The sequence below is a fragment of the Streptomyces sp. NPDC053560 genome (assembly GCF_044544605.1).
In the GTDB taxonomy this organism is placed as follows: Bacteria; Actinomycetota; Actinomycetes; order Streptomycetales; family Streptomycetaceae; genus Streptomyces.
This window is the reverse complement of sequence record NZ_JBITXI010000007.1, coordinates 230,423-243,636: the sequence shown is the minus strand read 5'-3', so window position 1 is coordinate 243,636 and position 13,214 is coordinate 230,423. Positions and strand designations below refer to the sequence as shown.

Sequence of the window (13,214 nt, the reverse complement as noted above, 5' to 3'; positions counted from 1 at the left end):
CCGCGTGCGCCCCACCTGCTCACGGGGCGCCGTGTGTCCCGCCGGCGGCGATGCGCGTCACGTCTCCGGCGAGGCGGCGGTGTCCGTCACCTCTCCGGCAGTACGTGCTTCCGGTAGCGGGCGATCACCTCGGCCAGCACCTCGGCCCCGTCCCGCGCCCACAGGGCCGGGTTGAAGATCTCGACCTCGATGGGCCCGGTGTGCCCCGCCGCCTCGGTCCGCTCGCGGAACCACCGCAGGTCCACCGCGCCGTCCCCGAGCTGCCCGCGGCCCAGCAGGACGCCTTCGGGCAGCGGCGTCACCCAGTCCGCGAGCTGGAACGCCGCGAGCCGCCCGCCGCGCCCCGCCCGGTCGATCCCCACCCCGGCCGTGTCGTCCCACCACAGGTGGTACGTGTCCACGACCACCCCGACCTGCTCGACGGGGAACCGTTCGGCGAGGTCCAGCGCCTGGGCGAGCGTGGAGACGACGCAGCGGTCCGACGCGTACATCGGGTGCAGCGGTTCGATCGCCAGCCGTACGCCCCGCTCCGCGGCGTATGGGCCCAGCTCGGTCAGCGCCTCGGCGACCCGCTCCCGGGCGCCCCGCAGGTCCCGGCTGCCCGGCGAGAGCCCGCCGGACACCAGCACGAGCGTGTCCGTGCCCAGCGTCGCGGCCTCGTCGACCGCGGCACGGTTGTCGTCCAGCGCCGCAGCGCGCTTCTCGGGGTCGTCGGCGGTGAAGAAGCCACCACGGCACAGGCTGGTGACGGTCAGTCCGGCGTCCCGTACGAGCTTCGCGGCCGCCTCGACGCCGTACTTCTGTACCGGCTCGCGCCACAGGCCTACGTGGCGCAGCCCGGCCGCCGCGCAGCCGTCCGCGAGCTCAGGGAGCGACCACTGCTTGACGGTCTCCTGGTTGAGGCTGAGGCGCGCGAGGTCGTCCTGCGCTCCGGGGCCGGTCATGCGTCTCCTCCCAGGACGGCGGTCAGCTTCGTCATCCGGTCGCGGGCCAGCTCGGGGTCGGGGAACAAGCCCAGCCCGTCGGCCAGTTCGTATGCCCTGCGCAGGTGCGGCAGGGAGCGGGCGGACTGCAGGCCGCCGGCCATCGTGAAGTGCGACTGGTGGCCCGAGAGCCACGCGAGCAGGACGACGCCGGTCTTGTAGTAGCGGGTCGGCGCTTCGAAGAGGTGCCGCGACAGCTCCACCGTCGGGTCCAGCACTTTGTGGAACGCGGTGGTGTCCCCCGTGTCGAGCAGTCGCACCGCCTCGGCGGCCAGCGGCGCGAGCGGGTCGAAGATGCCCAGCAGGGCGTGGCTGAAGCCGCGTTGATCACCGGCGATCAGTTCGGGGTAGTGGAAGTCGTCCCCCGTGTAGCAGCGCACCCCGTCCGGGAGGCGGCGGCGGAGCGCGACCTCACGGTCCGCGTCGAGCAGCGAGACCTTCACGCCGTCGACCTTGTCCGGGTGCTCGGCGATGATCTGCAGGAACGTCTCGGTGGCCGCGTCGAGATCGTCGCTGCCCCAGTAGCCCGCCAGCGCCGGGTCGAACATCGGCCCGAGCCAGTGCAGGATGACCGGCTCGCTGCTCTGCCGGAGCAGATTGCCGTACAGCTCCCCGTACGCCTCCGGGCCCGTAGCGGCCGCCGCCAGCTGCCGTGATGCCATGAGGATCGGCTGCCCGCCGGCCTCCTCGACGACGGCGAGCTGCTCCTCGTAGGCGTCGCGTACGTCCGACAGGCCCGCGCCGCCGGGCGCGAGCTGGTCGGTGCCGACACCGCAGGCGATCCGGCCGCCGACGGACCGGGCCTCGGCGGCCGACCGCCGGATCAGCTCGGCGGCGGTCGCCCAGTCCAGGCCCATGCCGCGCTGCGCGGTGTCCATGGCCTCGGCGACCCCCAGGCCGTGCGACCAGAGGTGGCGGCGGAAGGCGAGCGTGGCGTCCCAGTCGAGGACGGCCGGACCGTCGGGGGTGGTGTCGGCGCTCGGGTCGGCGACCACGTGCGCGGCGGCGAAGACGGTACGAGAGGTGAAGGGCGCGGCCCCTCGGTGCGCGGCGTTCACAGTGCCTCCTGGCGCGGCGCTCGCAGGGCCTCCTGGCGCGGCGTTCACGGAGTCTCCTGGTGCGGCGCTCACAGGCTCAGCTCCGGTACGTCCAGGCGGCGCCCCTGCTCGGCCGAGCGGATGCCCAGCTCGGCCAGTTGCACGCCGCGGGCGCCGGCCATGAGGTCCCACCGCCACGGCTCGTCGAGCACGACGTGGCGCAGGAAGAGCGACCACTGCTCCTTGAAGCCGTTGTCGAACTCGGCGTTGTCGGGCACCTCCTGCCACTGCGTCCTGAAGTCCTCCGTGGCCGGCAGATCCGGGTTCCAGACCGGCTTCGGGGTCGCCGAGCGATGCTGCACGCGGCAGCGCCGCAGGCCGGCGACGGCCGAGCCCTCCGTGCCGTCCACCTGGAACTCCACCAGCTCGTCCCGGTTGACGCGCACCGCCCAGGAGGAGTTGATCTGCGCGACCGCGCCGCCCTCCAGCTGGAAGATCCCGTACGCGGCGTCGTCCGCGGTGGCCTCGTACGGCTTCCCGGCCTCGTCCCAGCGGCGCGGGATGTGGGTGGCCAGGTGGGCCTGGACGGTGCGCACGGGCCCGAACAGCTCGTGGAGCACGTACTCCCAGTGCGGGAACATGTCCGTCGCGATGCCGCCGCCGTCCTCGGCCCGGTAGTTCCACGAGGGGCGCTGTGCCTCCTGCCAGTCGCCCTCGAAGACCCAGTAGCCGAACTCCCCCCGTACGGACAGGATCTTCCCGAAGAAGCCGCCCTCGACCAGCCGCTTCAGCTTCAGCAGGCCGGGCAGGAAGATCTTGTCCTGGACGACGCCGCTCTTGATGCCGGCCTCGCGGGCCAGGCGCGCCAGTTCGAGGGCGCCGGCCAGCCCGGTGGCGGTGGGCTTCTCCACATAGAGGTGCTTGCCGGCGGCGATCGCCTTCTTGACCGCCTCCTCTCGTGCGGCGGTGACCTGTGCGTCGAAGTAGACGTCGATGCTGTCGTCGGCCAGCACGGCGTCCAGGTCGGTGGTCCACTCCGTGAGGCCGTGCCGGTCGGCGAGGGCCGCGAGCTTGTGCTCCGCGCGGCCCACCAGGACCGGTTCGGGCCAGATCACCGTGCCCCCGCCCGCGTCCAGGCCGCCCTGCTCGCGCAGGGCGAGGATCGAGCGGAGCAGGTGCTGGCGGTATCCCATACGCCCGGTCACGCCGTTCATGGCGATCCGTACGGTCTTGCGTGTCACAACCCGACCCCTCACATCAACCGGTGGTACCTGTCGCGGCCCACGTGGTCCGCGAACGGACAGCGCACGGGAAAGCGCGGCCGGACGCGTGCGCGGGCGCCCCGCGACGTTCGGTCGGCGGTGCCGGACAGGCACGGGCACGCATGGACGCCCAGCGTTCGGAGTTGCTCACCCCGACCGCATAGAAAGCGCTTTCCATCGCGAGAGAAGCTAGCCTGCGACGCGAGACGCCACAAGAGGGGCGACGCCGTGCGTGGCGCCGCGGGACGGGACGGGGAGCGATCATGACCGTGACACTGGCGGACGTCGCCGCGCGGGCGGGAGTCTCGGCGGCGACCGTCTCGCGCGTGCTGAACAGCAACTACCCGGTGGCCGAGGCCACTCGCGACCGGGTGCTGCGGGCCGTCGCCGAGCTGGAGTACGTCGCGAACGGCCCGGCCAGCGCGCTCGCCGCGGCCACCTCCGACCTGGTCGGCATCCTCGTCAACGACGTCGCCGACCCCTTCTTCGGCGTGCTCGCCAGCGCCGTGCAGGCCGAGATGAGCGACGGCGGCGGGTCCGGCGGCGAGAAGCTGGCCGTCGTCTGCAACACCGGCGGCTCCCCGGAGCGCGAGCTGACGTACCTCACGCTGCTGCACCGGCAGCGGGCCGGCGCCGTGGTGCTGACCGGCGGCGCCGTGGAGGACCCCGGCCACACGGCGGCGCTTGCGGCCCGTATCGCCCGGCTGGCCGCGGCGGGCACCCGGGTCGTGCTGTGCGGCCGCCCGCCCCTGCCGGCGGAGGCGGCCGCTGAGGGCCGCGCGGCGGAGGTACCCGCGGCGAACGGGCGGCTGGCGGGCGGCCGCGCGGCGGCACGTGCCGCGGGGGCCGGGCCCGCCCCGCTGACGGTCGCGTTCGACAACCGGGGCGGCGCGCGGGCGCTGACGGAGCATCTGCTCGAACTGGGCCACCGCCGCATCGGCTGCGTCGCCGGCCCCGAGCGGCTCACCACCACCCGGCACCGGCTGGAGGGCCACCGCGCCGCACTCGCCGCGCACGGCGTCGAGGACGTCCCCGGCCGCACGGTGCACGGCGCCTACGACCGGGCCTCGGGATACGCGGCGGCGCACGAACTCCTCCGGCGGGACGACCGGCTGACCGCCGTCGTCGCGGCCAACGACACGGTCGCGCTCGGCGTCTGCGCGGCGCTGCGCGAGCGCGGGCTGCGGGTGCCCCAGGACGTCTCGGTCGCCGGTTTCGACGATCTGCCGTTCAGCGCGGACGCGGTGCCGGCGCTGACGACCGTCCGGCTGCCGCTCGGCGACGCCGGGGCGCTGGCCGGCCGGCTGGCGATGGGGCGGGAGCCGGCGCCGTCAGCCGCCGCGACGCTGCTTTCATCCGAATTGGTGATACGCAATTCGACGGCTCCGCTCTAACCTTGACTCAGTCAAGGTTTTTGGGGGATGCCATGACCGTCCAGGAATTCCGTCGCTTCAACCGCTTCTACACCAATCTCATCGGCGCGCTCGATTACGGCCGCCACCTCTACAGCCCGTACACCCTCACCGAGGCCCGCCTGCTGTACGAGCTGGCCCACACCGACGAGCAGGTGGACGCCGCGGACCTGCGGGTGGCGCTCTCCCTGGACGCCGGGTACCTCAGCCGCCTGCTCGGCAAGTTCGAGGAGCGCGAGCTGATCACCCGCGGCCGCTCGGAGCAGGACTCGCGCCGCCTGCGCATCGCCCTCACCCCATACGGCCGGGAGGCGGCGTCGGTGCTGGAGGAGCGGTCCCAGGAGACGGCGGGCCGTCTCCTGGACAAGGTGCGGGACCGGGACCGCGCCCGGCTGACGGAGTCCATGGCGACGATCCGCGAACTCCTCGGCGACACGGACGGGGAAGGGGAGCGGGGGCAGGAGCGGGGCCGAGCCCGGGAGCGGGAGCAGGGCCGGGTGGATGGGCCCGGGGGTGGGGCGGGGGCCCGGCCTGCCGCCTCCGGTCGTGTGACGTTGCGGACCACGCGCCCGGGGGACCTGGGCTGGATGGTGCAGCGCAACGCCGAGCTGTACGCGCGGGAGTACGGCTTCGACCTCTCCTACGAGGCGCTGGTGGCCCGCATCGTCGCCGACTTCGCCGCACACTTCGACCCCCGCTGGGACCGCGCCTGGATCGCCGAACTGGACGGCACCCGGGCAGGACAGGTGCTGTGCGTACGGGACGAGCCGGAGGGCGGCTCGGGGCCCGGGGACGGGGAGGGTACTGACGGGGAAAACGGCTCGGAGCACGCGGCCGGGGACGGGGGCGGGGAGGACGTTCACGGGGAGAGCGCAGGCCGGATACGCAGGGCGCGGCTGCGGTTGTTGCTCGTGGAGCCGGAGGCTCGGGGGCACGGCATCGGCGAGCGGCTGGTGGCGGCCTGCGCGGACTTCGCCCGGGAGGCCGGGTACGACGAGCTGGTGCTGTGGACCAACAGCGTGCTGACGTCCGCCCGGCGGATCTACGAACGGGCCGGGTTCGAGCTGGTCGCCGAGCGGCCGCACCGCAGTTTCGGGCAGGACCTGGTGGGGCAGGACTGGCGTTTGCCCCTGTGAAGGGACTCGGACGGCGGTGCCGGGCCCCCGTGAGGGAGCCCCGGACGGCGGTGCCGGAAGGGTGGGGGACGAGGTACCGGGTACCGGTGAGGGTCAGAGACAGAAAGCCGGGAGCAGAGGGCTGCGAGCTGGGGACTGGGAGCTGGTAGCCGGAGGCAGGGCTCTCGGGGGGACGGAGCCTGTCGGGGCTTTCTGGAAGTGCCGTCTCGAAGTGCTGCGAAAGGTAGGGCTGTAGAGCTATGCGATTCGCCTTCTCGACGCTGGGCGTGCCAGGGATGCCGGTGCGCGACGTGATCCGGCTCGCCGTCGACGCCGGGTACCACGGGGTGGAGCTGCGCGCCCATCCGGAGGAACCGGTGCACACGGGGCTGGGCGCTCAGGAGCGTGCCGACGTGGCCCGGGAGTTCGCGGACGCCGGAGTGGAGATCCTGACCGTCGCCGGGTACGCCAAGGTCGCCGAGGCCCAGGACGAGGCGGGCGAGGCGACGCTGGCCGACGAGCTGGCGGGGCTGGTCGGACTGGCGGCGGACCTGGGCGCCTCGTACGTACGGGTGTTCCCAGGCGGAGGCGACCGGCCGGCCGATGAGGCCGACGCGGACGCCGCCCGCCGGCTCGGGGCCGTCGCTCCGCTCGCCGCGGACCGCGGGGTGACCGTGCTGCTGGAGACGCATGACTCGCACCGCACGGGGGCCGCTGCGGCGCAGGTGCTCGGGCCGGTGGGCCACGGGTCGGTCGGGGCGCTGTGGGACGTGATGCACACCTGGCTGGGCGACGAGGACCCGACCACCACGCAGGCCGTGCTCGCGCCGCATCTGGGCTACGTCCAGGTGAAGGACATCGACTCGGCCGAGGACAGGACGCCGCTGCCGCTCGGCGCCGGGGTGCTGCCGCTGGCCGACTGCCTGGGGGCGCTCGTCGGGGACGGCTGGGACGGGTGGCTGTGCTGGGAGTACGAGAAGCGGTGGTACCCGTCGGCGGCCCCGCTCCCCGGCCTGCTCCGCGCCGGCCGGGAGCACCTGGAACACCTGCTGCAGGTGGCCGGGAAGTGAAAGTGATGGCCGGGAAGTGAAGTGGTGGCCGGGGAGTGAGGTGGTGGCCGGGGAGTGAGGTGGTGGCCGGGGAGTGAAGTGAGGTAGGGCCGCGGGACGGAAGGGACGACGGTCGGGCAGGCGATCAGGCCTCGGCCGGGCTGCGTTGGGGCGAGGCGGTGAAGGCCGGCTGAGCGATGGCGGGGAAGGGCGGCTGAGCGATGGTGGAGAAGGCCGGCTGAACGATGGCGGGGAAGGGCGGCAGGCCCCGGCCGAGCTGCGTCGGGCCCGACTGATCAGCGCCGATGTGGGCGGCGGGGCGCGGCCGGGCTGCGTGGGGGCGAGGCGGCGAAGGCCGGCTGATCAGCGCCGGGGCGGAGGCCGCCGGGGACCGACTGAGCAGCGCCGGGGCGTCGGGACCGGCTGAGCAGCCTCGGAAGCGGGTGGCCGGCGCCTGCGGAAGCGAGTGGTTGGCGCCGGTGGAACCGGGTGGCCGGCGCCCGTGGAATCGGGTGGTTGGGGTCGGTGGAAGTCGGTGGTGGGGGTCTGTGGAAGCGGGTGGTAGGTCCAGCGAGTGTCAGTGGTACTAATCCGTACCAATCTGGCGGCATGGGGGCGTTCCGGGGAACCCAGCGCGTCGTCGGTCCGTCACAACGACGTGCTGCCGGTGAGTCTCCGCAAAGCGGTGTCGGCCTCGCTGCTGGCTGCGTCGCTGACCACCCTCTCCACCGCCTGCGGCCGGCAGCACACCGCCACCGGTGCACCCCCCTCCTCACGCGCCGGTGGCGGATTCCCCTCCGGCCGGAGCCACCCCCGGCTCCGGCCGTAGCGGCCCCGCCCAGCCCGGCGGGGGTACAGGTCCCCAGACGGCTTCGCCCTACCCCGCCACGCCCCCGTCCCGTCCGGCGGCCTCCCCCCCCGGCCGTCGCCGCAAGCCGCCCGGAGCTCTGACGCAAGGCTGCCCGGAGCGCTGCCGCATGCCGCCCGAAGCTCCGCCGCGAGCCGTCGGAAGGGGTGGTCCGCGCTTCAAGCCGCCCGACACTCGGCCGGGAGCCGACGGAAGGGCTGCCCCGCGCTCAGGCCCCGGAAGCTCCGCCGCGAGCCGTCGGGAGGGGTGGCCGCCGCCTCAAGTCGCCGGTCACCCGGTTGGCGTGTGGGCATTGACCGGCAATTGTTTTCCGGATATCCGTGTCTCCTTGGCAGTTTCCTTCAATACGCCAATACGCCTGGGCCCGGACGGACCGGAGCGGCCTGTGCCGCGCCCGGGCCCCATGGGGCCACCAGCACCGAGGAAGTCCTCCGAGGAAGCCCTCCGGAAGGAGCGCACATGCACTCCAGACGTCAGCTCGACTCCAGACGCCCGCTGCACTCCAGACGTACCGTCCTGACCGCTGCCGCCGCGGCCGCCGCCGCGGCGGCCACCGCCGCCGGCCCCGCCGGCACCGCGTTCGCCGCCCCCGCCACCCCGCGCGGCACGCACGACCGCCTGCGCGCCCTCATCTCCCGCATGAGCCTGGAGGAGAAGGTCGGCCAGCTCTTCGTGATGCGGGTGTACGGGCACTCCGCCACCGACCCGGACCCCGCCGACGTCGAGACCAACCGCAAGGAGATCGGCGTCGCCAATGCCGCCGAGCTGATCGCCAAGTACCACGTCGGCGGCATCATCTACTTCTCCTGGGCGCACAACACCCGCGACCCGCACCAGATCGCCGACCTCTCGAACGGCATCCAGCGGGCGGGCGCCGACCAGCGGGTCCCCGTGCCGCTGATCATCGCCACGGACCAGGAGCACGGGATAGTGGCCCGCATCGGCGCCCCCGCCACGCTCTTCCCCGGGGCGATGGCCCTGGCGGCGGGCGGCTCGCGCGAGGACGTGGAGAGGGTGGGCCGGATCGCCGGCGCCGAGCTGTACGCCATGGGCATCCGCCAGGACTACGCGCCCGACGCCGACGTCAACGTCAACCCGGCGAACCCGGTCATCGGCGTGCGGTCCTTCGGCGCCGACCCGCGGGCCGTGGCGCGGTACGTCGCCGCCGAGGTGAAGGGGTTTCAGTCGGCCGGTGTGGCCGCGACGGCCAAGCACTTCCCCGGGCACGGCGACACCGACACCGACAGCCATATCGGCCTGCCGTACATCCACCACACCGCCGAGGAGTGGGAGCGGCTGGACGCGCCGCCGTTCAAGGCGGCCATCGCGGCGGGCATCGACTCGATCATGACGGCTCATATCGTCGTACCCGCGTTCGACAAGAGCGAGGACCCCGCCACGCTCTCCCGGCCGATCCTCACGGGCATCCTCCGCGAGCGCCTCGGGTACCGCGGCGTGGTGGTGACCGACTCGCTCGGCATGGAAGGCGTACGGAAGAAGTACGGCGACGACCGGGTGGCGGTGCTCGCCCTGAAGGCCGGCGTCGACCAGCTGCTGAACCCGCCGGACCTGAAGGCCGCGTACAACGGTGTGCTCACCGCGGTGGACAAGGGCGAGGTCCGCGAGCCGGAGATCGACGAGAAGCTGCTGCGCATCCTCACGATGAAGGAGCGCCGCGGCCTGTTCGCGAACCCGTACACCTCGCGCCGCGCTGTGGACCGTACGGTCGGCACGCGCCGGCACCTGAAGACCGCCGACCGGATCGCCGACCGCACCACGACGCTGCTGGTCAACGAGGGCAAGCTGCTGCCGCTGTCCCGGCACCGGTCCCGCCGCGTCCTGGTCGTCGGCGCCGACCCGGCCGCGCCGTCGGGCACCGGCGGCCCGCCCACCGGCGTGCTCGCCCGCACCCTCGGTGAGCTGGGCTTCACCGCCACCGCGCTGTCCACGGGCACCGCGCCCACCAAGGCCCGGACCGACGCGGCGGTGGCGGCGCTGGCCGAGCACGACGCGGTGGTCGTGGCGACGTACAACGTCACCGCGGGGTCGACGCAGCGTGGGCTGGTGCAGGCGCTGCTGGAGTCCGGCAAGCCGGTGGTCCAGCTGGCGATCCGCAACCCCTACGACATCGCGCAGCTCAGCGGCGTGAAGGCGGCCCTGGCGAGCTACTCGTGGACCGATGTGGAGCTGCGCGCCGCGGCCCGGGTGATCGCGGGCCGCCGGGAGCCGAAGGGGCGGCTGCCGGTTCCCGTCATGCGCGCCGACGCCCCGAAGGAGGAGCTTTTCCCGATCGGTCACGGCCTGTCGTATTGAACAGCCCGTCGTGCTGAACAGCCCGTGGCACTGAACAGCCCGTCCTACTGAACAGCCCGTCGTGCTGAGCGGTACCCGTACGGGCGGCCGGTGCGCCGGCAGCCCGCCCGTACCGAGACCGGTCGCACGGAGACCGGTCGTACGGGGACCGGTCGTACGGAGATCGGTCGTACGGGGACCGGTCGTACGGAGATCGGTCGTACGGGGACCGGTCGTACGGCGGGCGTCGCACGTGTCCGTACCGCATGCCTCGTACCGCGTGCGCAATACGCCGGTCCCGGCTGGCGTGTGCCCGTCTCGGCGGGCCACGCTGGGCCGGTATGTCTCGGAACGTCAGCCGGAACGTCAGAACGCCAGCAGGAGTCCTCGTCGTTGCCCTGGCGTCCGTCCTCGGCATCGCCCTCGGCCTGCTGCTGACCAGTTGTCAGGAGCAGGGCGATGCCCGGCCGCCGTACGCCACCGGCAGTGTTCGCCCGAGCGGTGTGCTTCCGCCGGGTTACGGTGCGGTGTTCCTGGACCGGGGCGAGTGCAGCACGCGGGGACAGGGCGCGGCCTTCCGCGAGGTGGGCTGCGGGAGCGGTGCCGCCGCGGCGCGGGTGCTGGCGCGGTACGCCGGAGGGCAGGGCGGGGGCGCGCGCTGCCCGGCCCGTACCGACTTCGTGCTGCACATCAGCGAGCACCGGCCGGACGCCGACGAGGACGGCGACGGCTCGGTCCCGCAGGGGTACGCCTGCATGCGCAATCTGCGCGCGCCGCATCCCGGGGACCCGGGGCAGGGCGGTGGCCCGCGTACGGTGCCGGGCGACTGCGTCTATCTCGCCGCCGGGCTCCAGGCACGCGAGACCCCGTGCGGCGGGCCGCGCTCCCGCGCATCGCAGTCCGGCGAGTCCCGGTCCGGAGAATCGCACTCCGGCGAATCGCACCCCAGTGAATCGCGATCCGGCGAATCGCAGCCCGGCGATTCGCGCTCCGGCACGCGTCACCGGCCCGAGTACGAGGTGACGGCGACGGTCCGGAGCCGCGCCTCGTGCCCCTCCGGGACGGCCCTGTACCTCCGGCTCCCCGACCGCACCACGGGCTGCGCCCGCCGGCTCGGTCCGGGCTGACGCGCCCGGCGGCGGCCGCCGGGGCCGCCCCGTGTCACCCACCCGTCACCTCTCCCCCGCCTTCCCTCCGCCCGTTTTCCTTTCGCGCGACGGGTTTTCGTGGTGCCATCCCGGTGCCCTGCCCCGCCCCGCCGTGTTCCGAAGGAGTTCCGGTGCCGCGTCCCCGTCCTGTCCCGCGTGCCTCCCGCGCGTCGTCCCGCACGCTCTCGCCCGCCCTGTCCGCCGTGCTCGTGGCCGCGCTCGCCGCGACATTCGTGATCCCCTGCCCGGCCACGCACCGGGCCGGGGCCGGAGCCGGAGCCAAGCCCGAGGTCGGGGCCGGAGGCGCGGCCCCCGCCGCCTTCGCCGGCTCGGCCCCCGCCGCACGGTCGAACGGCGGCACCCAGCCGGAGAGCGCCACCCGCTCGGTGCAGGCCCCGCAGCCGCACGAGGTCGCCCTCCCCGAGGAGTTCGCCCTCCCCGAGGAGTTCACCCACTGGCGGCACCAGCGGCTCGCGTCCGGCGTCGGGCTGTACGAGGGGACGCTGTCCGGGCGTCCCGGGGCCGATCGCTGGACGATCACCGTGCGGGAGGACGGTGCGGTGCTGCACGGCCGGGAGACGGCCGACGGGCTGATCCGCGCGCTGCGTGCCGCCGGGTTCGCGCCGCGGTCCGAGGACGTCCGGTGGCCGGCCGGTGCGCGGCAGCGGGGCACGGTGGGCGTACGCGTGCGCGTCGGCACGTACGGGGACCAGGGCCGGGCCGACGAGGCGCGCACGGCGCTGAAGGCCGCCGGCTTCGACGCGGTGAGCGAGTGGACCGGCGCCGACGGCACCCCCGGTACCGGGCTGGCCCGCGTCAAGGTCGCCGTCATCGATCCCCGGGCCTACAAGGGGCGGCTGGACGCCGGTCACGGGGCGGGGGTGGCCGGGCGGGAGAAGGTCACCGACCTCGCGGCCCGGGCGGACGCGCTGCTCGCGGTGAATGCCGGGTTCTTCGTGATGGAGGAGAAGGACGGTGTGCCGGGGGCGGCGGCCGGTATCGCCGCGTACGACGGCGAGTTGCAGAGCGCCGCCACGAACGGGCGGGTCGCCGCGATACTGCGGGGTGACGGCCTGCGTCCCGAGTTCCGGCGGCTGCGGACGGAGCTGTCCGTCACGGCGGGCGGTGCCACGGAGCCGGTGGACGGCATCAACCGGGTGCCCGGGAAGGTACGCAACTGCGGCGGTGTCGGCGGGGACGCGCCCACCGAGCGGCCGCTGCACGACGTCACCTGCACCGACCCGGACGAGATCGTCCGCTTCACGCCGGAGCTGGGGGCCGCGACCCCCGCCGGGCCGGGCGTGGAGGCGGTGCTGGGCCGCGACGGCCGGGTGCGGGAGCTGCGGCCGCGCGGCGGCCCGGTCCCGGCGGGCGGCTCCCTGCTGGCCGGGACCGGCGCGGGCGAGCGGTGGCTGCGCGCGCACGCCGCGCCCGGCTCGGCGGTGCGACTGCACGAGAGGATCACCGACTCCGACGGCCACCCCGTGCGGCTCACCGGCCGGGACGACATCGTCAACGGCGGGCCGCAGCTGGTCCGGGACGGCAAGGTGGCCGTGGACTTCGCCGGGGACGGCATCGAGCACCCCGGCGACCGCTCGTTCGGGTACGCCTGGGGCATCAAGCGCAATCCGCGCATGGTGCTCGGCACCGACCGGGCCGGGCGCCTTCTCCTGCTCGCCGCAGAGGGCCGCCGGCCCGGCCGCAGCGACGGGCTCGGCCTGACCGAGGCCGCAGCCCTCATCAGGTCCCTCGGTGCCACCCAGGCGATGAACCTGGACGGCGGCGGCTCCGTGGGCATGGCCGTCGACGGCCGGCTCATCACCACACCCTCCGACGCCACCGGCGAACGCCCCATCGGCGACGCCCTGTTGCTGCGGCGGTGAGGAAGCGAGGAAGCCGGACGTGAGGCCCGGTACGGCAGTGGGGGCCGGGGGGCGGGCCCCCCCGGCCCCCCCCCCGGGGGGCCCCTTGGGCAAAGGCCCCCGCCAAAACAAACCCGGCAACCCCCTTTTTTAGAGACTAAGCGTCACCCCCGCCCACGCAGGCGG

General features: G+C 74.2%; 9 protein-coding genes. 6 read left to right on the top strand and 3 right to left on the bottom strand.

Annotated elements, in window-relative coordinates:
* Positions 1-86: 86 nt before the first annotated feature.
* The 3 genes from ACIGQF_RS18890 to ACIGQF_RS18880 form a co-directional block, all read right to left on the bottom strand.
* The gene (locus tag ACIGQF_RS18890; RefSeq protein ID WP_399711359.1) at positions 87-944 is read right to left on the bottom strand and encodes a sugar phosphate isomerase/epimerase family protein; all 858 of its coding nucleotides are present in this window, start codon (positions 942-944) and stop codon (positions 87-89) included.
* Entirely contained in the window at positions 941-2,041 is a 1,101-nt protein-coding gene (locus ACIGQF_RS18885) for a dihydrodipicolinate synthase family protein (protein ID WP_399711357.1), read from the bottom strand. The genes ACIGQF_RS18890 and ACIGQF_RS18885 overlap by 4 nt, the downstream gene beginning before the upstream one ends.
* 68 nt (positions 2,042-2,109) lie before the next feature.
* Positions 2,110-3,261 (bottom strand): Gfo/Idh/MocA family oxidoreductase, encoded by a 1,152-nt coding sequence (locus tag ACIGQF_RS18880; RefSeq protein ID WP_361566439.1) that lies wholly within the window; start codon positions 3,259-3,261, stop codon positions 2,110-2,112.
* 284 nt (positions 3,262-3,545) lie between these two features.
* On the opposite strand from ACIGQF_RS18880, the gene ACIGQF_RS18875 reads away from it, so the two are divergent.
* From ACIGQF_RS18875 to ACIGQF_RS18850, 6 genes are all read left to right on the top strand, one after another.
* On the top strand, positions 3,546-4,676 hold the full coding sequence (locus ACIGQF_RS18875) for a LacI family DNA-binding transcriptional regulator (RefSeq protein ID WP_399711355.1): 1,131 nt from the start codon (positions 3,546-3,548) through the stop codon (positions 4,674-4,676).
* Positions 4,677-4,708: 32 nt separating this feature from the next.
* Positions 4,709-5,830 carry a GNAT family N-acetyltransferase gene (locus ACIGQF_RS18870; protein WP_399711352.1) on the top strand — a complete coding sequence of 374 codons (1,122 nt, stop codon included), beginning with the start codon at positions 4,709-4,711 and terminating at the stop codon, positions 5,828-5,830.
* Between the two features lie 239 nt (positions 5,831-6,069).
* On the top strand, positions 6,070-6,879 hold the full coding sequence (locus ACIGQF_RS18865; RefSeq protein WP_399711350.1) for a sugar phosphate isomerase/epimerase family protein: 810 nt from the start codon (positions 6,070-6,072) through the stop codon (positions 6,877-6,879).
* Positions 6,880-8,185: 1,306 nt separating this feature from the next.
* The gene (locus ACIGQF_RS18860) at positions 8,186-10,039 is read left to right on the top strand and encodes a glycoside hydrolase family 3 protein (protein ID WP_399711348.1); all 1,854 of its coding nucleotides are present in this window, start codon (positions 8,186-8,188) and stop codon (positions 10,037-10,039) included.
* A 320-nt stretch (positions 10,040-10,359) separates the two neighbouring features.
* The gene (locus ACIGQF_RS18855; RefSeq protein ID WP_399711346.1) at positions 10,360-11,145 is read left to right on the top strand and encodes a hypothetical protein; all 786 of its coding nucleotides are present in this window, start codon (positions 10,360-10,362) and stop codon (positions 11,143-11,145) included.
* A 152-nt stretch (positions 11,146-11,297) separates the two neighbouring features.
* Positions 11,298-13,049, top strand: a complete 1,752-nt coding sequence (locus tag ACIGQF_RS18850) for a phosphodiester glycosidase family protein (RefSeq protein WP_399711344.1) — start codon at positions 11,298-11,300, stop codon at positions 13,047-13,049.
* The last annotated feature ends 165 nt before the right edge of the window (positions 13,050-13,214 follow it).